The sequence below is a fragment of the Thalassobaculum sp. genome (assembly GCF_965223715.1).
GTDB lineage: Bacteria > Pseudomonadota > Alphaproteobacteria > Thalassobaculales > Thalassobaculaceae > Thalassobaculum.
Window position 1 is genome coordinate 1,411,306 of the sequence record NZ_OZ245012.1, and the last position, 25,796, is coordinate 1,437,101.

General features: G+C 67.9%; 25 protein-coding genes and 1 tRNA gene. 13 read left to right on the plus strand and 13 right to left on the minus strand.

The window, feature by feature from the left end:
- Positions 1 to 176: 176 nt before the first annotated feature.
- On the plus strand, positions 177 to 2,840 hold the full coding sequence (locus ACOQOP_RS06530; protein WP_420565516.1) for a valine--tRNA ligase: 2,664 nt from the start codon (positions 177 to 179) through the stop codon (positions 2,838 to 2,840).
- Between the two features lie 306 nt (positions 2,841 to 3,146).
- On the opposite strand, the gene ACOQOP_RS06535 is transcribed toward ACOQOP_RS06530, so the two are convergent.
- Positions 3,147 to 4,070, minus strand: a complete 924-nt coding sequence (locus tag ACOQOP_RS06535; RefSeq protein ID WP_420565517.1) for an EamA family transporter — start codon at positions 4,068 to 4,070, stop codon at positions 3,147 to 3,149.
- A gap of 95 nt (positions 4,071 to 4,165) precedes the next feature.
- On the opposite strand from ACOQOP_RS06535, the gene ACOQOP_RS06540 reads away from it, so the two are divergent.
- Both ACOQOP_RS06540 and ACOQOP_RS06545 read left to right on the plus strand, forming a co-directional pair.
- Positions 4,166 to 5,038: a LysR family transcriptional regulator gene (locus ACOQOP_RS06540; protein WP_420565518.1), complete on the plus strand. Its 873-nt coding sequence runs from the start codon at positions 4,166 to 4,168 to the stop codon at positions 5,036 to 5,038.
- Between the two features lie 126 nt (positions 5,039 to 5,164).
- Positions 5,165 to 6,661, plus strand: coding sequence for a M81 family metallopeptidase (locus ACOQOP_RS06545; RefSeq protein WP_420565519.1), 1,497 nt, complete (start codon positions 5,165 to 5,167; stop codon positions 6,659 to 6,661).
- 3 nt (positions 6,662 to 6,664) lie between these two features.
- Here the strand turns inward: ACOQOP_RS06545 and ACOQOP_RS06550 are convergent, their stop codons facing one another.
- From ACOQOP_RS06550 to erpA, 5 genes are all read right to left on the minus strand, one after another.
- On the minus strand, positions 6,665 to 7,102 hold the full coding sequence (locus ACOQOP_RS06550; protein WP_420565520.1) for a hypothetical protein: 438 nt from the start codon (positions 7,100 to 7,102) through the stop codon (positions 6,665 to 6,667).
- Between the two features lie 19 nt (positions 7,103 to 7,121).
- On the minus strand, positions 7,122 to 7,490 hold the full coding sequence (locus tag ACOQOP_RS06555) for a hypothetical protein (protein ID WP_420565521.1): 369 nt from the start codon (positions 7,488 to 7,490) through the stop codon (positions 7,122 to 7,124).
- A gap of 83 nt (positions 7,491 to 7,573) precedes the next feature.
- Entirely contained in the window at positions 7,574 to 8,464 is an 891-nt protein-coding gene (locus ACOQOP_RS06560; protein ID WP_420565522.1) for a GFA family protein, read from the minus strand.
- Positions 8,461 to 9,237, minus strand: coding sequence for an exodeoxyribonuclease III (locus ACOQOP_RS06565; protein WP_420565523.1), 777 nt, complete (start codon positions 9,235 to 9,237; stop codon positions 8,461 to 8,463). The genes ACOQOP_RS06560 and ACOQOP_RS06565 overlap by 4 nt, the downstream gene beginning before the upstream one ends.
- A gap of 117 nt (positions 9,238 to 9,354) precedes the next feature.
- Entirely contained in the window at positions 9,355 to 9,711 is a 357-nt protein-coding gene (gene erpA / locus ACOQOP_RS06570; RefSeq protein WP_420565524.1) for an iron-sulfur cluster insertion protein ErpA, read from the minus strand.
- Positions 9,712 to 9,780: 69 nt separating this feature from the next.
- Here erpA and ACOQOP_RS06575 point away from each other — a divergent pair, with 69 nt between their 5' ends.
- A complete protein-coding gene (locus ACOQOP_RS06575) occupies positions 9,781 to 10,323 on the plus strand; it encodes a hypothetical protein (protein ID WP_420565525.1) in 543 nt (180 codons plus the stop codon).
- 147 nt (positions 10,324 to 10,470) lie between these two features.
- Entirely contained in the window at positions 10,471 to 10,902 is a 432-nt protein-coding gene (locus tag ACOQOP_RS06580; protein ID WP_420565526.1) for a hypothetical protein, read from the plus strand.
- Positions 10,903 to 10,904: 2 nt separating this feature from the next.
- Here ACOQOP_RS06580 and ACOQOP_RS06585 read toward each other — a convergent pair whose 3' ends face one another.
- Genes ACOQOP_RS06585 through ACOQOP_RS06595 form a run of 3 tightly spaced genes read right to left on the minus strand, consistent with a single transcriptional unit; the run spans position 10,905 to position 14,550 of the window.
- A complete protein-coding gene (locus ACOQOP_RS06585) occupies positions 10,905 to 11,783 on the minus strand; it encodes a response regulator (protein WP_420565527.1) in 879 nt (292 codons plus the stop codon).
- A 2-nt stretch (positions 11,784 to 11,785) separates the two neighbouring features.
- Positions 11,786 to 12,241 carry a response regulator gene (locus ACOQOP_RS06590; RefSeq protein ID WP_420565528.1) on the minus strand — a complete coding sequence of 152 codons (456 nt, stop codon included), beginning with the start codon at positions 12,239 to 12,241 and terminating at the stop codon, positions 11,786 to 11,788.
- Complete coding sequence (locus tag ACOQOP_RS06595) at positions 12,238 to 14,550, minus strand: ATP-binding protein (RefSeq protein WP_420565529.1); 2,313 nt, start codon at positions 14,548 to 14,550, stop codon at positions 12,238 to 12,240. Before ACOQOP_RS06595 ends, ACOQOP_RS06590 begins: the two co-directional genes overlap by 4 nt.
- Positions 14,551 to 14,786: 236 nt before the next feature.
- Here ACOQOP_RS06595 and ACOQOP_RS06600 point away from each other — a divergent pair, with 236 nt between their 5' ends.
- A complete protein-coding gene (locus tag ACOQOP_RS06600; protein WP_420565530.1) occupies positions 14,787 to 15,182 on the plus strand; it encodes a response regulator in 396 nt (131 codons plus the stop codon).
- 37 nt (positions 15,183 to 15,219) lie between these two features.
- On the opposite strand, the gene paoC is transcribed toward ACOQOP_RS06600, so the two are convergent.
- The 3 genes from paoC to ACOQOP_RS06615 are packed head-to-tail and all read right to left on the minus strand — an operon-like array spanning position 15,220 to position 18,996.
- The gene (gene paoC, locus ACOQOP_RS06605; RefSeq protein ID WP_420565531.1) at positions 15,220 to 17,397 is read right to left on the minus strand and encodes an aldehyde oxidoreductase molybdenum-binding subunit PaoC; all 2,178 of its coding nucleotides are present in this window, start codon (positions 17,395 to 17,397) and stop codon (positions 15,220 to 15,222) included.
- Between the two features lie 4 nt (positions 17,398 to 17,401).
- Positions 17,402 to 18,367 carry an FAD binding domain-containing protein gene (locus tag ACOQOP_RS06610; protein WP_420565532.1) on the minus strand — a complete coding sequence of 322 codons (966 nt, stop codon included), beginning with the start codon at positions 18,365 to 18,367 and terminating at the stop codon, positions 17,402 to 17,404.
- The gene (locus ACOQOP_RS06615) at positions 18,364 to 18,996 is read right to left on the minus strand and encodes a 2Fe-2S iron-sulfur cluster-binding protein (protein ID WP_420565533.1); all 633 of its coding nucleotides are present in this window, start codon (positions 18,994 to 18,996) and stop codon (positions 18,364 to 18,366) included. Before ACOQOP_RS06615 ends, ACOQOP_RS06610 begins: the two co-directional genes overlap by 4 nt.
- A 156-nt stretch (positions 18,997 to 19,152) precedes the next feature.
- Here ACOQOP_RS06615 and ACOQOP_RS06620 point away from each other — a divergent pair, with 156 nt between their 5' ends.
- Together ACOQOP_RS06620 and ACOQOP_RS06625 are read left to right on the plus strand one after the other, a co-directional pair.
- A complete protein-coding gene (locus ACOQOP_RS06620; protein WP_420565534.1) occupies positions 19,153 to 19,791 on the plus strand; it encodes a DUF6963 family protein in 639 nt (212 codons plus the stop codon).
- A gap of 110 nt (positions 19,792 to 19,901) precedes the next feature.
- On the plus strand, positions 19,902 to 20,288 hold the full coding sequence (locus tag ACOQOP_RS06625; protein ID WP_420565535.1) for a hypothetical protein: 387 nt from the start codon (positions 19,902 to 19,904) through the stop codon (positions 20,286 to 20,288).
- Between the two features lie 7 nt (positions 20,289 to 20,295).
- On the opposite strand, the gene ACOQOP_RS06630 is transcribed toward ACOQOP_RS06625, so the two are convergent.
- A tRNA-Ser gene (locus ACOQOP_RS06630) sits at positions 20,296 to 20,385 on the minus strand.
- A 219-nt stretch (positions 20,386 to 20,604) separates the two neighbouring features.
- Here ACOQOP_RS06630 and ACOQOP_RS06635 point away from each other — a divergent pair.
- The 5 genes from ACOQOP_RS06635 to ACOQOP_RS06655 all read left to right on the plus strand — a co-directional run bounded on the left by ACOQOP_RS06635 (position 20,605) and on the right by ACOQOP_RS06655 (position 25,752).
- Positions 20,605 to 21,600: a lytic murein transglycosylase gene (locus ACOQOP_RS06635; RefSeq protein WP_420565536.1), complete on the plus strand. Its 996-nt coding sequence runs from the start codon at positions 20,605 to 20,607 to the stop codon at positions 21,598 to 21,600.
- Between the two features lie 41 nt (positions 21,601 to 21,641).
- Positions 21,642 to 22,679 carry a septal ring lytic transglycosylase RlpA family protein gene (locus ACOQOP_RS06640; protein WP_420565537.1) on the plus strand — a complete coding sequence of 346 codons (1,038 nt, stop codon included), beginning with the start codon at positions 21,642 to 21,644 and terminating at the stop codon, positions 22,677 to 22,679.
- 120 nt (positions 22,680 to 22,799) lie between these two features.
- Positions 22,800 to 23,954, plus strand: a complete 1,155-nt coding sequence (locus ACOQOP_RS06645; RefSeq protein ID WP_420565538.1) for a D-alanyl-D-alanine carboxypeptidase family protein — start codon at positions 22,800 to 22,802, stop codon at positions 23,952 to 23,954.
- Positions 23,947 to 24,606, plus strand: a complete 660-nt coding sequence (tmk, locus tag ACOQOP_RS06650) for a dTMP kinase (RefSeq protein WP_420565539.1) — start codon at positions 23,947 to 23,949, stop codon at positions 24,604 to 24,606. Before ACOQOP_RS06645 ends, tmk begins: the two co-directional genes overlap by 8 nt.
- A 9-nt stretch (positions 24,607 to 24,615) precedes the next feature.
- Positions 24,616 to 25,752 carry a DNA polymerase III subunit delta' gene (locus tag ACOQOP_RS06655; RefSeq protein ID WP_420565540.1) on the plus strand — a complete coding sequence of 379 codons (1,137 nt, stop codon included), beginning with the start codon at positions 24,616 to 24,618 and terminating at the stop codon, positions 25,750 to 25,752.
- Positions 25,753 to 25,796 lie beyond the last annotated feature (44 nt).

The window sequence follows — 25,796 nt, forward strand, 5'->3', positions numbered from 1 at the left end:
GATTTCCGCCCCGAACCGGACGGGGACGGGCGGAAAACCTCAGTAAATCCGACGGCCGGGTGTGGCGTTTCGCGCCCGCTTGGCCTATGAACGGCCTCCGTCGTCATTGAAGCAGGTGGACGGCCCCGGATCCGCTCCGGACGGCCCTGTCCCTGCGCCGGTCAAGGACCCGACAGATGCTTGAGAAGACCTATTCCCCCGCCGATGTCGAGGCCCGCCTGTACGGCCGCTGGGAAGACTCCGGCGCCTTCGCCTGCGATCCGAACTCGAACGCGGCCCCCTACACCATCATGATGCCGCCGCCGAACGTCACCGGCAGCCTGCATATGGGCCACGCGCTGACCATGACGGTGCAGGACATCCTGACCCGCTACAACCGCATGGCCGGCCGCGACGCCCTGTGGCAACCCGGCACCGACCATGCCGGCATCGCCACCCAGATGGTGGTCGAGCGCAACCTGGCGGCGGAGGGGATCGACCGGCGAGACATCGGCCGCGACGCCTTCATCGAGAAGGTCTGGGAGTGGAAGGCGCAGTCCGGCGGCACCATCGTCAACCAGCTCCGCCGGCTGGGGGCCAGCCCGGACTGGGAGCGCGAGCGCTTCACCATGGACGAGGGCTTGTCCAAGGCCGTGCTCAAGGTCTTCGTGCAGCTCTACAACGAGGGCCTGATCTACCGCGACAAGCGGCTGGTGAACTGGGACCCGAAGATGGTCACCGCCATCTCCGACCTGGAGGTCGAGCCGAAGGAGGTCGACGGCAATCTCTGGCACTTCCGCTATCCGCTGGAGAACGATCCGGACAAGTTCATCATCGTCGCCACCACGCGGCCCGAAACCATGCTGGGCGACACGGCGATCGCCGTGCATCCGGAGGACGAGCGCTACAAGGACCTGATCGGCACCTACGCGATCCTGCCGCTGGTGGGCCGGCGCATCCCGATCGTCGGCGACGAATACGCCGATCCGGAACAGGGCTCCGGCGCGGTGAAGATCACTCCGGCCCATGATTTCAACGACTTCGAGGTGGGCAAGCGCCATAACCTCGAGATGATCAACATCATGGACGCCTATGCCCACCTGAACGACCAGGTGCCGGAGAAGTACCGGGGCATGGAGCGCTTCGCCGCCCGCAAGGCCGTGGTCGCGGACATGGAAGAGGCCGGGCTGCTGGAGAAGATCGAGCCGCACCGCCACACCGTGCCGCACGGCGATCGCGGCGGCGTGCCGCTGGAGCCCTGGCTGACCGACCAGTGGTACTGCGACGCGGCCACCCTGGCGAAGCCGGCGATCGAGGCGGTGGAGACCGGCAAGACCGTCTTCGTCCCGAAGAACTGGGAGAAGACCTATTTCGAATGGATGCGCAACATCCAGCCCTGGTGCATCTCGCGCCAGCTCTGGTGGGGCCACCAGATCCCGGCCTGGTACGGCCCGGACGGCGAGGTCTTCGTCGCCGAGAGCGAGGAGGGGGCCGCCGCCACTGCCGAGACGCATTACGGCAAGGCGGTGGAGCTGACCCGGGACGAGGACGTGCTCGACACCTGGTTCTCCTCGGCCCTGTGGCCGTTCTCGACCCTGGGCTGGCCGGACAAGACGCCGGAACTGGACCGCTACTATCCCGGCGACGTGCTGGTCACCGGCTTCGACATCATCTTCTTCTGGGTCGCCCGGATGATGATGATGGGGTTGCACTTCATGAAGGAGGTGCCGTTCCACACGGTCTACATCCACGCCCTGGTGCGCGACGCCAAGGGCCAGAAGATGTCGAAGTCGAAGAACAACATCATCGACCCGCTGGACCTGATCGGCCAGTACGGCACCGACGCCCTGCGCTTCACGCTCGCCGCCATGGCCGCCCAGGGGCGCGACATCAAGCTGGCCGAAGGGCGTGTGGAAGGCTACCGCAACTTCGCCACCAAGATCTGGAACGCCGCCCGGTTCTGCGAGATGAACGGCTGCAAGGCGGATCCCGCCTTCGACCCGTCCGCCTGCACCGAGACGGTCAACCGCTGGATCGTCGGCGAGGTCGCCAGGACGGCCGAAGCGGTCGCTGGCGCGATGGAGGCCTACAAGTTCAACGAGGCGGCCGCCGCGCTGTACCAGTTCTTCTGGGGCACCTTCTGCGACTGGTACCTGGAGTTCACCAAGCCGATCCTGCAGACCCCGGAGGGCGGCACCGAGCACCCGAGTGCGGCCGAGACCCGGGCGACCACGGCCTGGGCATTGAACCGGGCGCTGCACCTGCTGCACCCGATCATGCCGTACATCACCGAGGAGCTCTGGGCGAATTTCGGCGAGGAGGGCGACCAGCTTCTCGTCTCGCGCCCCTGGCCGGCGCTGTCCGGCGACCTGATCGACGCCAAGGCCTCGGCGGAGATGGACTGGGTGGTGCGGCTGATCTCCGAGGTGCGGTCGATCCGCGCCGAGATGAACGTGCCGCCGTCCGCGCAGATCCCGCTGCTGCTGGTCGGCGCCAATGCCGAGACGACGGCCCGGGCCGAGAGATACGGCGACCTGCTGACCCGTCTGGCTCGGCTGTCCTCCATTCAGACCGGCGGGTCGGCCCCGGCCGGTGCGGTGCAGGGCGTGCTGGACGAGGCCACCCTGGTGCTGCCGATCGCCGATGTGATCGACATCGCCCAGGAGCGCGCCCGCCTGTCCAAGGAGATCGCCAAGGCGGAAGGCGAGATGGCCAAGATCGACAAGAAGCTGTCCAACCAGGGCTTCCTCGCCAAGGCGCCGGAAGAGGTGGTCGAGGAGAATAAGGAACGCCTGGCCGAGGAGACGGAGCGCCGCGACCGTCTGGCGGCCGCCCTGAGCCGCCTGGAGCAGGTCGGCTAGGCCGGCGACGGCGAAACCGCTACCCGCATAGAACCGCGACGCCGGGGCCTTGGTCCCGGCGTCCGCGTTTGTGCAATTTATTTTATCGGATCACGAAATCTTGGATTCGATTGGTTCTTTCGGTTCATAATCTCGGCTGGAAAAGGCGCCGGACCGATGTGTCTCCGTTCGTCGGCGTGACATGGAGCTGCCCCGTTCCATCTTCGCGGTAGGGACGCCCAACGGGTTCCGCGGTCGCATCGACCAGCACTGCCGGGCGACCTCCCAACGGGTCGCGAACATGTGGTAGCGAGGCGTCCTACTGCCTCACTCGGCCGGCTCGATCCTCTGCCGCACCGCCCTGACGCGGGCCGCCACCACGATCAGGGTGCCGGCAACGACACCGGCGGTCAGCAGGACCGTCTCGGGCCGGAACCGGGAGACGTCGATCAGGCCCCAGTGAAAGGCGGCCTGTTCCAACGCCATGCCGATCACCGGTAGTGCGGTACAGCAGGCCATGTAGTTCTGAGAGCCGATCAGCCGGGTCGACCAGAAGGTGAGGAACATCGAAGGGCCGCGCAGGATCACCCCGACCAGGATCGCCGAGACGATCAGCGGCCCGTTCCAGTCCACGTCGCCCACCCCGCCGTCCTCCACGATCCGCAGGGCGAGGAACAGGCCCGCCGTCACCAGCAGCACCGCCCCGGTGAACCGCGCGCGGCTGCCGGGCTCGCTCGAGGCGTTGTCGGGGTGCCGTTCGGCCAGCAGCGTGCCCGCGACCAGGCAGACCTCGTTAAGCAGCATCAGGATCACCGCCGGATTGGCGATCCCGCCCTCCAGGGTGACGACCAGCGGGGCGATCGCTACCAGGATGACCGTGTGGCCGAACCACTCCATACGGGCGGGTCTGCGGCCGAAGACGAGCCAGACCGCGACCGCCACCATCGGCACGTTGACCGCGCCCAGGACACCGGCCTCCATCGCGCTGACATGGACCAGCACGGCGGTGAAGAGCGCGGCGGACAGCACCCGCAGCACGCCCAGGATCCAGGTGCTGGGCCGCCGGAAGCTGTCCAGGGAAAGCCGCCCCCGCCCTCCGATGGCCAGCAGGCAGATCCCGCCGGCGCAGAGCTGCAGGAAGGTATAGGCCCAGGGGTCGAACCCGAAGCGGACCAGCAGGATTCGGCTGATCGCGATGAGCGCCGACCAGGACAGGATGGCGGCGGCGGAGACCAGGATCGCTTGGCGCATCGGAAATCTCTGCAGGTGATCGATGCGCCCTTATACGACGGCGGCACCCCGCTTTTCGTTCCACAGATTCGGTTCTGGCGTTACAAATTCGTTTCATGAACTGGGACGATCTTCAGGCCTTTCTTGCCGTCGCCCGCAGCGGAAGCCTCCGCCGGGCCTCGCTCGAGCTTTCCGTGAGCCAGCCGACCGTCGCACGCAGGGTTCGTGCGCTGGAAAGCGACCTCGGCCTGCCGCTGTTCGAGCGCGACCGCGACGGCCACCGGTTGACCGCCGCCGGCGCCGAACTGCTGCCGGCGGTGCGGGCGGTGGAGACAACAGCCCTGCGGGTCGAACGCCGCGCCCTCGACCAGATCCGCGGTCTTGCGGAGACGGTCCGGGTGGAGGCCATGGAATGGCCCGCGTCCCTGCTGGCGCGCGGACTCGGCACGCTGCCGGTTGGACCTCGGGTGGAGCTGGTGCTGTCCGGCGATATGGTGGCCCGGGCCGACCGGGTGCCCGAGATCGTCGTCCGCCACCGCATGCCGCCGGACGGCGAGGGGCTGACCTGGCGCATCGGGTCCATCGCCTGCGCGGTCTACGGATCGGCGAGTTTCGCCGAGGGCCGGACATTGCCGCTCGATCGAGCGGACCTGGCCGCCTTGCCCTGGCTGACCTTCATCGCCGAGCAGCAGCACTATTCGGCCATGGGTTGGATCGCCGGGCTGATCGGCGACCGGCCCGCCGCCGCCCGGCTGTCCCGAACCGACCAGATGGCCGCCGCCGTTGCCACCGGGGCCGGCGTCGCGCTGCTGCCCTGCTTCCTGGGCAACGCGCTGGCCGGCGTTGTCCGACTGTCGCCGGAGATCGCCGAGTTGCAGGCGGATTACTGGGTCGTGGCGCGGGAAGAGCTGTCCGGCAACCCGTCGGTGCGAAGCGTCGCCGGCTCGATCGCGAGCTGTTTCCACGCGGCGCAATTGGCCGACCTCTAGCCGTCGGGCGCCTCGCGTGTCTCGGCATCATTGCCGATTTCCATGCGTTTTCCAGGCGCCGTCGCTCGTCTAAGCTCCAGACCGCAACACGGTCCAGACGGACGAAACCAATAGGTGGACAGCAGCATGGCGCGGATCGCGATCGGCGGATTTCAGCACGAGACCAACACCTTCGCGCCGACCAAGGCGGGCTGGGACGCCTTCAATATCGGCGGTGGCTGGCCGCCGGTCACCACGGGCAACGAGCTCTTCGCCGCCATGGAGGGCCGCAACATCTCCTGCACCGGCTTCATCGAGGGAGCGCAGGCGCTCGGCCATGAGTTGGTCGCCACCACCTGGGCCGCCGCGGCACCCTCCGACGTGGTCACGGACGACGCCTTCGACCGGATCACCGGCATGATCTGCCAGGGCATCCGCGACGCCGGCGCCATCGACGCGGTCTATCTCTGCCTGCACGGCGCCATGGTGACCGAGAGCCACGAGGACGGGGAGGGCGAGACCGTCGCCCGGGTCCGCGAGGTGGTCGGGCCGGACCTGCCGATCATCGTGTCGCTCGACCTGCACGGCAACATGACCCGGCGGTTCCACGATCTCGTCACCGCCTGCGTGGCCTACAAGACCTATCCCCATGTGGACATGGCCGATACCGGCAAGCGCACCGCCGCGGTGCTCGACCGCATCCTGAAGGAGGGCAAGCCGGCCAAGGCCTACCGCCAGATCGATTTCCTCATCCCGCTGTCGTGGCAGTGCACGATGATGGCGCCGTCGGGCCCAATCTACGACCGGATGACGGCGATGGAGACCGGCGGGGTGTGGACCACCTCCTACCTGCCGGGCTTCCCGGCCGCCGACATCGCCGATTGCGGGCCGAGCATCTTCGCCTATGGCGCCACCCAGGAAGACGCGGACCGTGCGGCCGACGCCATCGCCGCCGATATCCGCCGCCTGGAGCCGGAATTCGCCGGCAAGATCTACGATCCGGACGAGGCAGTGGCCGAGGCGGTGCGCCTGTCCCAGGGGGCGAGCAAGCCGGTGGTGATCGCCGACACCCAGGACAATCCGGGGGCAGGCGGCAACGGCGACACGGCGGGCATGCTGAAGGCGCTGGTGAATGCCGGGGTGGAGAAGGCGGCCATTGGCCTGATGATCGACCCGGAGGCCGCCAAAGCGGCCCATGCGGCCGGGGTGGGGGCACAGATCACCATCCCGCTCGGTGGCTGCTCCGGAATTCCGGGCGACACGCCGCTGGAGGCCACCTACACGGTGGAGGCCCTGCATGACGGGTTCACCACCGGGACCGGGCCGTTCTACAAGAATGCCAAGATGCGGCTGGGCCCGTCCGCCTGCCTGCGGATCGGCGGCGTGCGGATCGCCCTGGCCACCCACAAGGTGCAGATGGCCGACCAGGCGCTGTACCGGTATGTCGGCATCGAGCCCACCGAGCAGGCGATCCTGGTCAACAAGTCCTCGGTGCATTTCCGCGCCGATTTTGCGCCGATCGCCCACCAGATCCTGGTCGCCGCCGCCCCCGGTCCGATGATCGCCGACCCGGCCAAACTGCCCTGGAAGCGCCTGCGCAAGGGCATGCGGCTGTCGCCTCTCGGCCCGGTCTGGAACGGGTAGGGGTTATTTCGCCGGCGGTGCCGCGGCCGCATTCATCTTGTCGGCAAAGCCCTGGGCCAGGATCTGGGCCGCGTTGCCGGTGGCGAAGAACTTCTCCAGCCCGGCCGAGACCATCCCGTTCGAACCGGTGTTCAGATCGAACTGGCCGATGGCCGAGAGCGCGTCGGACAGGCCGCCGGCCGACTCGCTGCTATCGGCGAGGGTCTTGGTCTCGCCCTTCAGCACGATGTGGCCGTCGGCCGTCTCCACCACGACCGGGATGATCGCGATGTCGAGGCTGCTGTAGCCCAGGTTCAGGCCGCCGCCCTGCTGTGGCGCCGAGGCGGAGATCGTCAGGCCCATGGATTCCTGCTGGCCGAAGATCAGGTCCGCCCCCTGGGTATTGCCGCAGGCGGACAGGCCGAGTGCGGCGAGAACCGCGATGGCGATGACAGGCTTCATACTCCCCTCCTTGATTGGGTTACGGCGCGCCCGGGCCGACGGCGCATAGGTCGGACGTCCCGCCCAGCAGGTCGGCCAGGGCCGCCGGCGCCGTCTGCGTATCGTCAATCCAGACCACGACCCGGCAGTCCCCCGCCGGCAGTACCGCGGTGCTGGCGGCGAGGTAACCGAGGGTTAGCCCGCCGTTATGTCCGATCATCCCGATGCCCTGCAGGTCGATGATCTGCGCGGTGCGACCGGGTCTGGGCTCGATCGACAGGAATCCGAAACGGGTGTTCTGCGTGACGCTGCCGTCGCAGGCCTGGATCGTGACCTGGGCGCAGGCGGTCATGCCCATCAGCGCACAGGCGGGAAGGGCGGTGCCCCATCTTTCCCTGAATATTGCCATGCCCATCCCCGCTTCCCTGATCGAGAGGAGGATAGGGTGAGTAATGTGTTATGTCGACTGAAAATACCCGTTTAACGGGTATATTAGAGATTCGTCTTGTCTTTCTCGGATCCGGGGTGAAGCAGAGCGGGGTCTGGTGCGCCGGACCCACACGGGCCCGGCCATCTCGGCAGAGCGTCGCCCATGACCAGACCGGGAACCGCGTCGGCGGCGAAGAGGTGACACTCGGGAACCAGGGTCGCGGGGGTGTCGAGAAGCGACGGCATCACCTCCCACACCGCCGGATCGCCGAGGTCCTCGAAGAACACGGTCGCCCCACAGCTCGGGCAGAAGTGGCGCCAGGCCCTGTCGGAACTGGCGTAGGCCGTGGTTTCTCCCCACCGGCTGACGGACTCCCGCAACCAGACGCCGCCTACGCCGAACGGGCCGCCGGTGGTCCGCCGGCAGATACCGCAATGGCAGATCGAGCTGCGCAAGGGCCGTCCCGCCACCTCAAACCGCACCGCGCCACAGAAACAGCCACCCGTCAGGATGCCGCCCGGTTCAGCGGTGGCGGGTGTTTGGATGTCTGGCCCGTCGCCGGTTCGAAACGGGACATGGGGGTCGATGTCGATCCAGGGCAGGCGGGAGGCGCCGAAGATCTGGCTCCGCGGCACCGCGATACCGGGTCGGTCCAAGGAGCCGGTGGCGATATCGATGTCGCCCGGCCGCTTCGCATCGGTGAAGGTCAGCTTGCTGCCGCAGGTCGCGCAGAAGGTCCGCTCGCAGCCGGGGGAGGAGGCGAACCGGGCGGGCCGACCGGCGGTCCAGGAGAAATCCGACGGATCGCAAACCGTCCAGGTCACCAGCGGCGCGCCGGAGGTCCGGCGGCACATGGTGCAGTGGCAATGGGTGGTCTCGCGCAGGCCTCCATCGACCCGGTAGCGCACGGCGCCGCAGAGGCAGCCGCCCTCCACGACCGCGCCCGGGATCATTCCGGGTCGGCCAGGGTGCACCAGACCGGGGTATGGTCGCTGGCCTTTTCCTTGCCGCGCGGCTTGCTGTCGATGCCAGCATCAACCAGCCGGTCGGCCGCCTGGGGCGACAGCAGCAGGTGGTCGATGCGGATGCCGTGGTCCTTCTGCCAGGCGCCGCCCTGATAGTCCCAGAAGCTGTAGCGGTGCGGGGTGGGATCCTTGGCACGGAAGGCGTCGGTATAGCCGAGATGGAGGATCTCGCGGAACGCCGCCCGGGTCTCCGGCTTGATCAGCGCGTCGCCCTGCCAGGCCACGGGATCATGCACGTCGTCGTCGGTCGGGATGACGTTGTAGTCGCCGCCCAGCACGACCGGCCGCTCCTCGGCGAGCAGCTCGGCCGCCCGGGCCTTCAGCCGCTTCATCCAGCCCAGCTTGTAGGGGTATTTCTCGCTGTCGGCGGGGTTGCCGTTGGGCAGGTAGATCGTCGCCACCCGCACGCCGTCCACCGTGGCCTCCAGATAGCGCGCCTGTTCGTCCGCGTCGTCGCCGGCGAGACGGGCCGAGACGTCCTCCAGCCCGCGCTTGGAGAGAATCGCCACGCCGTTATAGCTCTTCTGGCCGTGCACGGCGCACTGATAGCCCAGTTCCTCGATCTCAAGGCGCGGGAACCCGTCATCGACGGTCTTGATCTCCTGGAGCAGCACCACGTCGGGCTCGGCGGTCTTCAGCCAGTCCAGGACGTTCGGCAGACGCGCCTTGATCGAGTTGACGTTCCAGGTGGCGATCTTCATGGGCTTCAGCCTTCTCGCTCGCTCGGGGGCGCGGGAGGCCAAAGGTCAGCGCAAACGGTCGGCGACCGCAAGCCCGTTAGCCGGCAGGGACTCTGGATGGGGCGGGAAAGGGGGCGTTCAGCCGATCGCGAAGCTGGTGCCGCAGCCGCAGGACGAGGTGGCGTTCGGGTTCTCCACCGCGAAATAGGCGCCGATCAGCTCGTCCTTGTAGTCGAGCTGGGCGCCGGACAGCAGGTCGAGCGACACGTCGTCGACCAGCACCTCAACGCCGTTGCGCTCGAAGACATGGTCGTCCTCGTTCACCGTCCGGTCGAAGTCGAAGACATACTGGAAGCCGGAACACCCGCCGCCAAGGACGGACACCCGCATCCGCAGGCCGTCACCATCGGCTTCCTGAGTCTTCAGGAAGGCGATGCGCTTGGCCGCGCTGTCGGTGATGGCGAAGGCTCTATCCTGAACGGCGCCGTCGGGCATGTTTGCGATCCTTTAACTCTCTTGCTTCAAAGATAAGACCCGCGGCCTCTGGCTTCAACGGGTGGCAGGATGGACCGACCGTCGGATCGGCAGGATATCATATTTCGGGCGGATCCCTTCGCCACGCGCACACGCCGCTTCCTGACATCGATCGACGAGGCGCCGGAGGGGGCGTGGCAGGATCTGGTGCGCGTCTGGTTCGACGCGGGCGGGGTTGTGGGCCAGCTCCCGGACTATGCGAGGTTCGACATCCTCAACCTGCCGGCCCGGCACTGGTGCAACACCTGCCTCACCAAGCTGGTGGGCGAGGGAATGCGGGAGTTTCGCGTGGTGATGATCGGCAGCGCCATCGAGGCCCATAACGGCTTCTTCGGCAACAACCGGCCGATGCGGGAACTGCCGCTGAAGAACCGCGGCGTCATGCGTCGGGAGTTCGCCTGGAGCCTGCGCCATGGCGGGCCGGTGCTGTCGGAAGGGCCGTATATCGGTGCGGTCGACTATGTGCGCAGCGTGCGCCGGCTGATCACGCCCTATCGGATCTCGGATCGGGAATACGCCTTTATCTTCTACGCCTTTTTCGAGCCTTACCCCGACAAGCGACCGCGCCTGTGAATACGCCTCTATGACAGCGACATCCGAGACGCTACGCTATCCACAGGATATCGCGGAATCGGATCGGGACATGAGTTTACGCCGCAGGATTGGGACCAGGGCCCGGCCGCGTGCAGAACCGACCCAGAACGGGTCAGAAGGTATGAGATGAACGGGTACGCGATCACGTTCAACGACAAGCGCGACGTCGCCGAGATCACGTTTCGGGACCGCTTTGTCGCCGAGACCATCATTCCGATCATCCAGGAGCTGAAGGCGCTCTCCACCGGGGTGGACCGCAAGGGCATCGTCTGGGATCTGCGGCAGGCGGATCTCAGCGACCTGACCATGGAGACCCTGCGCGACATCTTCCAGATGAAGAACAAGGTGCAGCCGATCCGGCCGCTCTGGATCGCCTGCGTCGTCTCCAACCCCACCGACGCCCATATCCTGAGGCTCTGGGCCGAGGGTTTCGACGACAACAAGCCTTATCACCGGCGCTGGTTCTTCTCCACCGAGGAAGCCCATGCCTGGATCGCCGATCAGGTGCTGACCGATGCCTTCGACAAGATCGAAGCGCCGGCGCACGCGGCGGGCTGATCTTACCGGGCCTCCTGTTGCCGCCGGTGGCGTTCCCCCTTTGCCAGGGCGATCAGCATCTCGGGCGTGGTCCCCATGGTAGGATACAGGGCGATGCCGACAGTCAAGCCGAGCGTCGCGGCTCCCAGGTCTTGGCGGGGGTCGTCGCTGTCTAGGGCGGCTCGCCAACGGCCGACAACGAGGCTCATGCCCCGTGGCGCATTGCTCGGAAGCCCTTCGACATAGGCCATGAATTCGGTATGGCCGACCCGGGCAAGCATGTCGCCCCGGCGCATGACCGCGGCCATGTACTTCGCCGCGCCACGCAACGCCCTGTCGCCCGCCTCCTCGCCCTGCGCCGGGTAGATCTCCCTGACGCCCGTCAGGACGATCGAGGCGACGCCGAGCGGCCGTTCGGCCCGCTGCCCTCTTGCCAGCGCGTCGCCCAGCCGGTCGAGAAACGGGGCGCGGTTCGGCAGCCCGGTGACCGGGTCGTACTGGGCGCGCCGGATGATCTCCGCCTCGCCGCGTTTCTTGGCGACGGCCTGTTCGATGGCGGCGACCAGCGCATCGCTGTTCAGATCCGCCTTCGGAATATAGTCGTCGGCCCCGCGCTTCAGCGCCTCCACCGCGACCCGCTCGTCGCCCGATCCGGTGATCATCACGACGGGGAGGGACGGATGCCACAGGTGGATCTCGTTCAACATTTCCAGCCCGTTGCGGCCGGGCAGGGCGTTGTCCAGCAGGAGGCAGTCGGGCATCGCCCGGTCGATCTCGGCGAACCCCTCGGCCTCGCTGGCGGCCTCCGCGACCGACAGGTTCTCAAAGACCTCCAGACGCTTGAGGGTGCGGTTGATGGTCTCGCGGTCGTCGGCGCTGTCGTCGAGAATGAGGACCCTCACGGCTAATCACTTCCCGGGGTTCCGACACGGGGCAGGATCGCGACCTCCAGCCAGTATTCGCGCAGCGCCTTCAGGGCCGCAAAGAACCCCTCCAGGTCGACCGGCTTCTTGATGTAGGTGTTGGCCCCGGCCTCGTAGCACTTGGCGATGTCCCAGTCGTCGTCCGAGGTCGTCAGGATGACAACGGGGATCTGCGCGGTATCCGGATCGTGCTTCAGGACCCGCAGGACCTCCCGGCCGTCCACCCCGGGCATGTTCAGGTCCAGCAGGACGAGACCGGGCCGGGGATGGTCGGGCGTGCCCATGCCGGCGATGTAGTCCAGCGCCTCCTGGCCGTTCTCGCAGCGGTGGATCGGATTGACCAGCGGCCCATCGCTTTTCAAAGCGCGCACCGTCGCCTCGTAGTCGTCGTCGCTGTCCTCGACGATGAGGAGCGGCTGACCGTTGAGAGGTTTCATGTGTGTCTCCCTGGCAGGTCGAAGAAGAAGGTGGTGCCGGCGCCGGGCTCGGACTCGAAGGTGAGATGGCCGCCATGGCGCTCGACGATCTTGCGCGCGAAGCTCAGCCCGACACCGGTTCCGGCGCCGTAGGCCTTTTCGCTGTGTAGCCGCTTGAAGATCTTGAAGACCGCGTCCTGGAATTCCGGCGCGATGCCGATCCCGTTGTCGCGCACGAACAGCGTCACGCGGCCGTTCGCCGTGCCGGGGACATGGCCGATCTCCACCAGCGGCGCCTCCTGATCGTTATATTTCAGGCCGTTGACGACGAGGTTGTGGATCAGGCTGGTCAACCGCGTCCTGTCGCCGACGACATCGGGCAGGTCCGGTGCGACGCGGATCTCCCCGTTGCTGGCCGCCAGGGTGTCGCCGAGATTGGTGCGCACGTCCTCGGCCAGGGCCGTCATGTCTACCGGCTCGTATTTCAGTTCGTCGCGGCCCAGGCGGGAGAAGTGCAGGAGGTCGGTGATCAGCCGGTCGGCCCTGATGCACAGCGCCTTCAGCCGCTCGATCCGTTTGTGGCCGTCCTCGTCCAGCTTGTGACCATGGTCTTCGGCCAGGAACTGGGTGTGGTTGCTGATCGCGCGCAGCGGCTCCTTCAGGTCGTGGGAGGCGATATAGGCGAACTCCTCCAGCTCGGTGTTGCTGCGCTCCAGCGCCTCGGCATGGGCGCGGATGTCCGCCTCCAGCCGCTTGCGCTCGCTGATCTCGCGGATGATGCAGCTCAGCAGGATGCCGTCATCGGTCTCCACCGTGCTGACGGTGAGCTCGACCGGAACGCGGCGGCCGTCCTTGGTCCACGCCTCCTGCTCCCGCAGCTCGCCGATGACGCCCTTGTCGTCGGGCCCCCGCAGGACGCGCAGGGGATCGCCGTCCCCACTGCCGGCCCGATCGGCCAGCAGCGTGTCGATACCGCGGCCGATGATCTCGTCGGGCGCATAGCCGAACACCTTCGCGGCGCCCTTGTTGAAACTGCGGATGGCGCCGTCGGAATCGACCGAGACCATCGCGTCCACCGTGTTGTCGAGGATCGACTGCAGCCGGGCGAGGGTGGCCGCCTGGGCCGCTTCGACCCTGCGGCGCCGGTCGATCAGCGTCTGGAGTGCCCGGGCCACCTCGCCGATCTCGTCCGGCCGGCCGGTCGGCAGGTTGATGGGCACGTCGCCGGGAGCCCCGCTGCGCAGGGCGTTGGCCAGCCGAAGCAGCGGGGTGGTCAGCCGATGGGACACCGCGAAGGCGATCAGCGCCACGACGCTCAGCACGCCGAGGGCCAGGAGCACGGTTGACCGGCGGGCGTCGGCGACCTCCTTCAGCAGCACGTCGCGGGGCTGGCTCAACACGACGCCGATGCCGACCGTGCGCGTGACCTCGGGGGCGAAGCGCACGGTGCTGACCACCCCATCGTCATAGACATGGGCGTTCGCGCCGTGCGGGGCGAGGCCGTCATCCGCCATCGCCCGTGTGAGGTGGTCCGGCAGGCGGGCGCCCGTCCGGGCAAGAACCAGCGGATCGACCTCGCCCTCGGCGCTGCGGCGCACGTAATCGCCCGCGTCGGTTACGATATAGAGCTCCGGAGAGGCGGGGATCTGCTCCAGGATCGATCGCACAAGGCGCCCGAAATGGGCGTTGATCACGACAATGCCGAAGGTCCGGCCGTCATCGTCGACGACCGGCGTCACCGCCCGCAGCATGGGATTCTGGGCTTCCGTCGCGCCGAAATCCACGTTCGGCGTGATGTCGGAGAAATAGACCTCTCCGGCGCTCAGCGTCAGGCTGTCTCTGAAGTAGGGCTCCTTTGCCTTGGGTTGGAGATCCTCAAGCGCCATGACCTGGACGATCCGTTCCGAGGTCTGGTCCACGCGAACCAGTTCAAGGCCATTGTCGGCGAGGCCGATATACCGGATCTGGGCGTATTCCGGCCGCGCCTTCAGGGTCGATATGAAGATGGTTTCCAGCCGCTCGCGCCACTGAACCAGGGTGGAGCTGTCATACGGGTCCGCGCCGGCGTTCCGCGTGCTTCGGATGATGCCCTGGAGCGGGGGCATGCGGGACACCATCAGGACATCGTCTCGAAGCTGTTCGATATGCACTTTGACCTGGGTGGCCACCAGTTCGGCTTCGAAATTCAGGCTGTCGGTCGCCTTGGTGAGGGTGAGCCGTTCGATCCAGAAAAAATACGGGACGCTGACGAGAACCGTGGAACCGATGACGGCGGCGCAGACCAGGATCAGATATTTCGCCCTAAGCGTGAGACCCCGAGCGCCCGTCATCGAGTTTTTCATCAGCAAATGGCGGCTCCTTGAGCAGGAAGATGTTTCACCACCGTCGCTTCCATATTCCAACAAGTCATTGAATTAACCCTAACACCGAGGTGGTTTCATGATACTTTGTCACCACATTGTTACCCGCGAAGCATTGATCCAGGTCAACATTTAATTAGAGTTTTATAGATAATTAAGGTTGCAGGTCGGAGCTTGGAGAGTCCGGCAGTGTCGGAGGAAGGACGATGAATCGAGAAAGTCGCAGCCTCATGCGGAGGATCGTCATCATCGATGACTCCGGCGACGACGCCGAAGCGCTGACGCGTGCCCTGAATGCCTACGGTGCTCACGACGTCCACTGGTTCGACGAACCGACCGACCTCAGCACGCTCGGCTTGGACGAGCACGGACTGGTGATCCTCGACCTGATCCTCGGCAACCATACCGACGGGCTTAAGGTGCTGGAGCAGATGGCGGCCCTCGGGCTCAAGCAGACGCCGATCTTTCTGGTCAGCGGCGTGATGAGCAATCTGCTTCAGGTCGCGGAATCCTATGGCCGCGCCCACGGGCTGAGCATCGTCGGCTCGGTGGAGAAGCCGGTCTGCCCCTCCGAGATCATCAAGGTTCTGCCGCTGACGTGACGCGGGCCGGGAGACAGGGAACCGCCCGGCCCCGCGCTCAGAGCGGAGGCAGGCCGGCGATCATCTTGTCCAGGGTCAGCGGATAATCCCGCACCCGCACGCCGCTGGCGTTATAGGCGGCATTGGCGATCGCCGCGGCGACCCCGCAGATGCCGAGCTCTCCCACCCCCTTGGCCTTCAGCGGGCTGGCGACGGGGTCCAGCGTGTCGAGGAAGATCACCTCCTGGGTCCCGATATCCGCATGTACCGCCACCTCGTAGCCGGCGAGGTCATGATTCACGAAGAAGGACCGTCCGGTATCGGTGGCGAGTTCCTCCGACAGGGCGGCACCGGCGGCCATGGTCATGCCGCCGATCACTTGGCTGCGGGCGGTCATCGGGTTGAGGATTCGGCCGCTGTCGCAGACCGCCAGCATGCGCCGCACCCGGATCTCGCCGGTGCCGCGATGCACGCCGACCTCGACGAAATGGGCTCCGAAGGTCGCCACCTTGTAGTCCGACTTGAAGTCGCCGAAGGACATCGCGTCCTCGGCCTCCAGCGTCCCTTCCAACTCGGCCAGCGGGATCTCCGTGTCGCCGGCGATCACCTTGCCGTCGCGGAACTCGGCCGCGTTCACGCCAAGCTGCTTGGCGATGCGGTCCTGCAGGGCGAGGCAGGCGGCATAGACGCCGGAGGTGGCGCTGACCGCGCCGAACTGGCCGCCCGAGCCCGAGGAGACCGGATAGACGCTGTCGCCCAGCCGGACCTCCACCGCGTCCACCGGCAGCCCCATGGTTTCGGCCGCGGTCTGGGCCAGGATGGTGTAGGAGCCGGTGCCGATATCGGTCATGTCGGTCTCGACCACCAGCGTGCCCTGTTCCAGTCGCACCCGGGCTCCGGAATTCAGCGTGGGGGCGCCGCGATAGGCGCCGGCCATGCCGTGGCCGATCAGCCAATCGCCGTCGCGGGTGGCCCCGGGGGCGGTGTTGCGGGCGTCCCAGCCGAACTCGGCCGCCCCGCGTTCCAGGCATTCCACGAAATGCCGGTCGGAGAACGGCATGTCCGGATCGCTGGGGTTCACCTGGGTATCGTTGAGAATGCGGAATTGTACCGGATCCATGCCCAGCTTCTCCGCCATCTCGTCCATGGCGATCTCCAGCGCCATCAGCCCGGCCGCCTCGCCCGGCGCGCGCATGGCGTTGGCCTCCGGCAGGTGCATCTCCACCAGGTGATGGATCACCCGGCGGTTGGGGGCGGCGTAGAAATATGGGGTCTGGGCCGTCGAATCCTCGCCGTCGCCGCCGGGCAGGCTGTGCGACGCCGCCTCGTGGCCGATGGCCGTGAGCCGGCCGTCCGCGTCCGCGGCCAGACGGATGCGCTGGACCGTGGCGGACCGGTGGGTGGTGTTGTTCATGATCATCGGCCGGGGCAGGGCGACCTTCACCGGCGCGCCGACCGCCCGCGAGCCCAGCGCGGCCAGAACCGTGTCGGCCCGCAGGAACAGCTTGCCGCCGAAGCCGCCGCCGATGAACGGGCTGTCGACCCGGATGCGCTCCTTGTCGAGCCCGAAGGTCTCCGCCAGCGCGGTGCAGGCCCAGTCGATCATCTGGTTCGAGGTCCAGACCGTCATCTCGCCGCCGGTCGACCAGTCGACGATGGACGCATGGGGCTCCATCATGGCGTGGCTCTGGGACGGGGTGCGGTAGACCGCGTCGTGGGTGACCGCCGCCTTGGCGAAGGCCGCGTCCAGATCGCCGACCTCGGTCGACGGCTCGCCGGTGCCCTGGAGCCGTTCGAAGGCGGCGTCCAGGTCGGCCTCCACGGCATCGGACGCATAGCGCACCTCGATCCGCCCGGCGGCGGCGCGGGCCTGCTCGAAGGTCTCGGCCACCACCACGGCGATAGCCTGGTGGTAATGCTCGACCCGGTCCCCGCCGAACAGGCGGGCGGTGTTGAAGCTGCTCTTCTCCAGCGGATCGATATCGAGCGTCGTCACCACGGCGCGCACGCCCGGCGCCTTGCGGGCGGCCTCGGCGTCCATCGACACGATCCGGCCCTTGGCGATGCCGGCACCGAGCGGATAGCCGTGGAGCTGGCCCTCGGCGACATCATGCCGTTCATGGGCGTAGGGGGCGGTGCCGGTGACCTTCAGCGGGCCGTCCCGGCGTTCCAGGGGCCGGCCGACGACGGTCGCGTGGTCGAAGCGGTTGTCTTCGGCGGGATGGGTGAAATCCATCGGGTCACTCCTCGGCGATCGGCGCGTTGGCCATTAGGGCGGCCAGGGTTCGCTCGGCCAGTGGGATCTTGAAGGCGTTCTCCGCCGTCGGGCGCGCACCCTCCAGCAGGCGGGCGATCACCGCACGGGCGCCGTTGGGCAGTTCCGCGTCGGCTTCCGCCGAGCGCCAGGGCTTCGGAGCCACACCGCCCAGCGCCACCCGTCCGCTGCCGTCCGGCTGGCGGATCAGGGCGACGGAGACCAGGGCGAAGGCGTAGGACGCCCGGTCGCGCGCCTTGTGATAGGCGTGCCGGCCGCCGACCGGGGCCGGCAGGGTGACGGCGGTGATCAGTTCGCCCGGCTCAAGCGCGGTCTCCCGGTGCGGGGTCTCGCCCGGCAGCAGATGAAAATCGGCGATCGGGATGCGCCGGGTCGTGCCCGACGGCTTCACCGTCTCCACCTCGGCGTCGAGGATCCGCATGGCCACGGCCATGTCGGAGGGATGGGTGGCGATGCAGTGCTCGGAAGTGCCGATGATGCCGAGCTGGCGCGAGAACGCGCCCTTGCTCAGCGCGGCACAGCCCGAGCCCGGGTCCCGTTTGTTGCAGGCCTGGGCGGTGTCGTAGAAGTACGGGCACCGGGTCCGCTGCAGCAGGTTGCCGCCGGTGGTGGCCTTGTTGCGGAGCTGGCCGGAGGCGCCGGCGACCAGGGCCCGCGCCAGCACCGCATAGTCCCGGCGCACCCGCATGTCGGCGGCCAGCGCCGTGTTGCTGACAAGGGCACCGATCCGCAGGCCGCCATCGCCGGTCTCGGCGATCCCGTCCAGGCCGAGGCCGGTGACGTCGATCAGATGGCCGGGCCGCTCGATCTCGAGCTTCATCAGGTCGACCAGGTTGGTGCCGCCGGCGATGAAGCGGGCGCCCTCGACCGCCGCCGCCCGGGCCGCCGCCTGGGCCGGATCCGTCGCCTTCTCGTAGGAGAACGCTCTCATTGCCCCGTCCCCCTGTCCGTATCCCGGGCGACCTCGTTGATCGCGGCGAGGATGTTGGAGTAGGCGCCGCAACGGCAGATGTTCCCGGACATGCGCTCGCGGATCTCCGCGTCGGTCAGGTCGATGTCGGCGGTCAGGTCCTCGGTGACGTGGGACGGGATCCCGGCGCGCACCTCCTCGATCACCGCCCGGGCCGACGCGATCTGACCCGGCGTGCAGTAGCCGCACTGGAACGCGTCATGGGCCAGGAAGGCCGCCTGCATCGGGTCGAGCCGGTCGGGCGTGCCGATCCCCTCTATGGTCTCCACCGTGTCGCCGTCATGCATCACCGCGAGGCAGAGGCAGGAATTCACCCGCTCGCCGTTCACCGAAACGGTGCAGGCGCCGCACTGGCCGTGGTCGCAGCCTTTCTTGGTGCCGGTCAGCTTCAGCTCCTCGCGCAGCGCGTCGAGCAGGGTTGTGCGGTTGTCGATGTCGAGCGTGTGCCGGTCGCCATTCACGGTGAGGGTGATGCGGCCGTGACCCGGACGCTCGGCGCCGGAGGATCCGTGCCGGACGCCGGCGCCCTGGGCGCTCAAGCCTTCCGGCGCGAGGCATGGGATGCGGCGGGGGGCGATGCGGGGGCTCATCGTCTGTCCTTCCGTCGGGGAATGGGTCTGTGTTGGGAAACACCGAAGCCTGCGGACAGGTTCCGACATCGGCGGCGTTTCATCACCGTCATGACCGCGACTCACGTATAGTCGCGGTCCCGGACGGGGCGTGGGTCGCACAGGGAAGGGGCCGAGATGACGATCGGGATCGGTGCCTTCGGGCGCAAGGCCGGTGCTGCGGTGCTCGCCGCCTGGGCCGAGGCGGAACGGCGCGCCACGGGGTCGCTGCACGGCTTTGCGGTCTTCACCGTGCTCGGGACCGACGGCGCGCCCGTGTCGCTCGAATGCCAGCGCGGCGGCCTCGCCACCATCCGCGAGCAGGCCGAGGCCCTTGCCCGGATGGCGGAGGCGGAGGTCGCCGGCGTCATCACCAGCGGTCCGGATCGCTCGGAGCCGCTGTCCCAGTTCCTCGCCGCCGGCCGGGCCGGCCTAGTGACCGGCCACCGGCTGCCCAATTTGGCGACCGCAGACGGCCCGCCGGCGAACCGGGCGGCCCTGGCGCTGCTGGAGAAGGGCTTGGCTCCCCGTCACGCGGTGGAGGCGGTGCTGGACGGCAATCCTGGCCTGGATGCCGGGCTGATCGCCGTCACCCGGTCGGGGATCGGGCTGGCCGACAGTGCCCATGTGCAGGGCCGCGACGACCTGGGCCGGGCCCTGATCTTCGCCGAGGACCGGCGCTACGGCCTCGGCCTGCTGCACAATTCCATCACCCCGATCGACGGTCTCGCCGCTGCGGTCGCCGCGGCCGGTGAGGCGGTGCTGCGCCGGGCCTGATCCGCCGCTTCCGGGTCACGGGGACTTGGCACTGCATACGCAATGCCTCACCCTGTCATCAAGCCGTAGGCCATCACTCAAGGCCACAAACAGCGGCAAAGGGGGAGAAGATGACGGACGGGCTCGGGTTCCGCGCGACGATGCTGGACGACCGTACGATCGAGATGATTGTGTCCGGCTATCCGGCGGCCGACGACCTGGTCGATTTCATTCACGCCACGTTTCCGGCCGCGACCTTCAGCCACGTGCTGTGGAACTTCAGCGGCGCGTCGCTGGCCATGCTGGATATCGCCGACTTCAGGAAACTCGCCGATGCCGGCCGGGAGTTCGTCGCCGTCCGCGGGCCGGACCCCAAGACCGCCGTCCTTGTTCAGAGTTCCGTCGAGGTGCTGCTGGTGCGTGCCTACAGCGCCATGACCCTGGAACTGCGCCCCATGGCCGTCCACGCCTCCACCGACCGCAAAGAGCTGCTGGACTGGCTCGGGGTTTCCGACTGAGGAGGGCTGGCGGACGGGGTGGGATTCGAACCCACGAGGGGCTTGCACCCCTGGCGGTTTTCAAGACCGCTGCCTTCAACCACTCGGCCACCCGTCCGGTCCCGGGATCGATCGGTCCCGGTCACTGCAGGCGCATCGATACCTGCGCCGGCCGCCGGCCGCAAGGGTCGCGCGGCATGGATCGCGCCCGGCCGAGCGTGTCGTGACCGGTTTGCGCCTCTGTCGCATCGTGACGGACTTGAAGCCGCCGCGCAGCCGTGGCAAACGCCTAGTGGGGACGCGGGTACGGACATCAGCCAGGGAGTTGGCGGTGAGGATGAGTTTGCGACGTGCGCCCTCGGTAGCGCTCTGCATCGGCATCGGAATGATGCTGGCCGGCCTCGGCAGCCCGGCCCGGGCCAATGAACAGCCCTTCGACAGCTGGCTCGACGGCGTGCGCCAGGAGGCGCGGGGCCGCGGCGTCTCCGACCGGATTCTCGACGCCTCCCTGACCGGCATCAAGCCGATCCCCCGGATCATCGAACTCGACCGCAGCCAGCCGGAATTCAAGCTGAAGGTCGACGAGTATCTCTCCCGCGTGGTCACCGACGGGCGGATCAAGTACGGCCGCGCGCTGATGGAGCGTCACGGCGACCTGCTGGACCCGATCTCCAAACAGTACGGCGTGCAGAAGCGCTTCATCGTCGCCCTCTGGGGCATCGAGACCGATTTCGGCCGGATCACCGGCGGTTTTCCGGTGGTCACCGCGCTCGCGACCCTGGCCTATGACGGCCGGCGCAGCGAGTTCTTCCGCCGCGAGCTGATGCTCGCCCTGGAGATCCTGGAGCAGGGCCATATCGCGCCGGGCGAGATGCAGGGCTCCTGGGCCGGGGCCATGGGCCAGAGCCAGTTCATGCCCTCCAGCTTCCACAACTTCGCCGTCGACCAGGACAAGGACGGCGACAAGGACATCTGGGGCAGCCTGCCCGACGTGTTCGGCTCGATCGCCACCTATCTCTCGAAGTCCGGCTGGCGCGACGACATCACCTGGGGTCGGGAGGTGTCGATTCCCGCCGGCTTCGACAAGTCGGTGATCGAGAAGGAGACCCGCAAGACCCTGCCGGAATGGGAGGCGCTCGGCGTGCGTAAGGTCGGCGGCGGCGAGCTACCCGGCCGGGCCGTGGAGGGCCGGATCGTCGAGGTCACGCAACGCAACGGCACCTCGCGCTACTTCATGGCCTACGAGAATTTCGAGACGATCCTGAAATGGAACCGCTCAACCTATTTCGCGATCGCGGTCGGTACGCTTGCCGATGCCCTGGAGGCACGGTAGTTTCACGATCTAGCGGTGGAAATCATCGGGACCACCACATTATGGTTATTTCTGAACGTTTTCCTTCGGTTGGCCGCTGGTGCACGGCGCTGCTGCTCGGCCTTGCCCTGACTCTGTCGGGCTGCGCCGAGACGGAGCTGCTGGTGCATACGGCCAAGACCGCCAAGAGCCACCAGACCGATACGGGCTCCAAGGGCTACTACAAGGTGGGCAATGCCTACCAGATCCAGGGGGTCTGGTATTATCCCAAGGAGGAGTGGGACTACGCGGAGACGGGGATCGCCTCCTGGTACGGACCCGGCTTCCACGGCAAGAGCACGGCCAATGGCGAGGTGTTCGACGAGAACGCCCTGACGGCCGCCCACCGGACCCTGCCGATGCCGAGCATCGTGCGGGTCACCAACCTGGACAACGGGCGCTCCATCGTGGTCCGGGTCAACGACCGCGGACCCTTCGCCCATGGCCGCATCATCGACATGTCCCGGCGCAGCGCCCAACTCCTGGGCTTCATGAACAAGGGCACGGCCAAGGTGCGGGTCGAGCTGTTGGAATCGGAGAGTCTGCAGGAGCGCGCGGCCGCCCGCGGCGAGGAGTATGTGCCGAGCCCCGATCCGACCCTGCCGTCCGCGCCGCCGCCCAGTGCCGCGCCGTCCGGCTCGGTGCAGGTGGCCGTGCTGAACGCGCCGAACGGGGCGCGGACCGCCCGGGCCGCCCCGGCGGCCACCTCGATCCCGCCCCCTGCGGCCGCGGCGACGGTCCCCGCGGCGCGGGTTCCGGCCAGCGCCACCACCAGCGTCGCAACCTCTGCGCCGGTGCGCCCGCTGGTCAGCCGGACCAAGCCGGAGCCGACCCAGATCTTCATACAGGCCGGGTCTTTCGAGGATGCCGACAATGCCCACCGCCTGACCGGGCGGCTTGGCGCCTTCTTCCGCGGCGCCCATGTGCAGCCGACGCAGATTTCCGGCAAGACCTACTACCGGGTGCGGATCGGTCCGATCAACGACGTGGACAATGCCGACCGGCTGCTGGAGCGGGTGATCGTGGCCGGGTATCCGGGCTCACGCATCGTCGTCGACTGACGGCATGGCTGGAACCGACCTAGACCCCGAACCGCCGCCGCAGTTCCGTCCCATTCCGCGGCCAGACTGCCGCCCCATCACCTTTTCCGAGCCACCCCCGACCGGAGCGGACCGCCGAAGATGAGAGTCAGCATCCTTCCCCGTCTCGCCACCCTCGCCGTCATCCTGGCGCTGGCCGTGCCCGCGGCTGCCGAGGCCGCCAAGATCGAGACCAATGCCCGCGAGGCCATCCTGATGGACTACGACACGGGTCAGGTGCTGTTCCAGAAGAACGCCGACGAGCTGATGCCGCCGGCCTCGATGACCAAGATCATGACGGTCTTCCTGGCCTTCGAGCGGCTCGCCGACGGCCGGCTGAAGATGGAGGACGAGATCCCGATCTCCGAGAAGGCCTGGCGCAAGGGCGGCTCGAAGATGTTCGTGGAGATCGGCTCGCGGGTCAGCGTGCACGACATCCTGCACGGCATCATCGTTCAGTCCGGCAACGACGCCGCCATCGCCCTGGCCGAGGCCATCGCCGGCACCGAGGAAGCCTTCGCCGAGCTGATGACCGAGGAGGCGGCGGCGATCGGCATGGAGAACGCCACCTTCCGCAACTCCACCGGCTGGCCCGATCCGGAGCACCGCATGACCGCCCGCGGCCTGGCGATCCTGGCCGCCGAGACGATCCGCCGGTTTCCCGAGTACTACAAGATATATGCCGAGGAGACCTTCACCTATAACGAGATCAAACAGGGCAACCGCAATCCGCTGCTCTACAAGGGCATGGGCGCCGACGGGCTGAAGACAGGCCACACCGAAAACGCCGGCTACGGCCTGACCGCCAGCGCCAAGCGCGGCGACCGGCGGCTGGTCCTGGTGGTGAACGGCCTGGAAAGCGTCAGCCAGCGCTCCAGCGAGAGCGAGCGGCTGATCGAATGGGGCTTCCGCGAGTTCGACAACTACAAGCTGCTCGAGCGGGGCGAGGCGATCGACCAGGCCACGGTCTGGCTCGGCGATCAGCCCACCGTGCCGCTGGTCACCGAGGACGAGCTGTTCCTGACCATGCCGCGCGCCGCCCGCAAGGACATGCGGGTCACCGTGGAGTATGAGGGCCCGATCCCGGCGCCGATCGTGAAGGGCCAGGTCCTGGCCCGGCTGCGGATCGCCGCCCCGGACATGGAGGACCGCGTCATTCCGCTGCTGGCGGGCGCCGATGTCGGCAAGCTCGGCCCGCTCGGCCGGATCACTTCCGCGGTCGGCCACCTGATCTGGGGCCCGAGCACGGGTGACTGAGACCAGGACGGGGTCGGGACGCTTCATCACCCTGGAAGGGGGTGAGGGGGCCGGCAAATCCACACAGATCGCCGCCCTGTGCGGCTGGCTCGCCGATCGCGGCATCACGACGGTGCGGACCCGCGAGCCCGGCGGTGCTGCCGGAGCGGAGGAGATCCGCACGCTTCTGGTGACCGGCGAGCCCGGCAAGTGGGACGCGATCACCGAGGCCCTGCTGATGAACGCCGCCCGGCGCGACCATGTGGTGCGCACCATTCGCCCGGCGCTGGAGCGCGGGGACTGGGTGGTCTGCGACCGGTTCTACGACAGCACCCTGGTCTACCAGGGAGCCGCAGGCGGCGTGCCGATGGCCATCCTGCGCGACCTGATCGACATGGCGGTGGAGGACACGCGGCCGGACCTGACCCTGATCCTCGACATCGATCCCGAGACCGGCCTTGCGAGGGCCGGGGCGCGTGCAGGGGGTGGCACCGGGGGTGAGACGCGGTTCGAGCGCAAGGGCAGCGCCTTCCACGCAAGGGTGGCCCAGGGTTTCCGAGACCTGGCATCCGCCGAGCCGGAACGCTGCGTGCTGATCGATGCCGTCCAGCCGCTGGACGATGTGACCCGGGACATCCTGTCGGCCGTGTCCGACCGTCTTTCCCTCCGCTAAGCTGCCCGGATGAGCGACGACAGCGACAACGAAGAAGCCGTCGGCCTGCCGTCCCCGGCGGCGGCCACAGAGCTGCTGGGCCATGACGACGCCGAGCGTCGGCTGCTGGAGGCGTGGAACTCCGGCCGGATGCCCCATGCCTGGCTGTTCGCCGGCCCGCCGGGCATCGGCAAGGCGACGCTCGCCTTCCGCCTGGCCAAGTTCGTGCTGTCGGAAGGCGGCGAGGCGGCCGGCGGCCTGTTCGGCGAGCCGCTGCCGCCGACCACCCTGGCCGTCGACCCGCAGAGCCAGGCCGCCCGCCAGGTCTCGGCCGAATCCCACCCCGACCTGAAGATCCTGCGGCGCAAGCCGAACGACCGCGGCGTGATGAGCGCCGTGATCCGGGTCGACGACGTGCGCGCCTTCGAGAGCTCGCTGCACTTCAAGACCAGCTCCGGCGGCTGGCGCGTGGCGATCGTCGACGAAGCCGAGAAGATGAACACCAATGCCGAGAACGCGCTTCTCAAGATACTTGAAGAACCACCAGCCAAAACCCTGATTATCATCGTTTCCAACGCGCTGAACGCCATGCTGCCGACGACAAGGTCGCGCTGCCGCAGGCTGATGCTGTCGCCGCTGTCGGACGCCGTTGTCACCACGCTGGTCCACCGCGCCCACCCGCATCTGCCACGCCCCGACATGGACCTGATCCTGCGGCTGGCCGAGGGTAGCCCGGGTCGGGCGCTGGAATTCGTGGAGGCCGGCGGACCGGAGTTGTACCGCAACGTCGCCAAGGTGCTGGCCGACCTGCCGGAGGTCAGCGGCGAGAACCTGCACGCGCTCGCCGGCAGTTGGGGCGGACGCAAGCCGAAGGAGGGCGAGCAGGACCCGTTCCGCACCGGGACCGACCTGCTGCTACGCTGGATCGACCGCGCCATCCGGGCGGCCAACCACGCGCCGGGCCTGCACGAGATCATCCCCGGCGACCTGGAGGCCGGGCGGATCTATGTCGCCCGGGTCGGCGTCGAGGCCGCGTTCCGGCGGCGCGAGGCGGTGCAGCGGCTGATCCGGCTGGAGTCCGCACTGAACCTCGACCGCAAGCAGGTGCTGATCGACGCCATCCACACCCTGGCCTTCGGCGAGGGGCTGGAACGCCGCCGCGCCTGAGCCGACCCACGCCGCGCTGCACCATCAGCGACCTTGATCGGCCC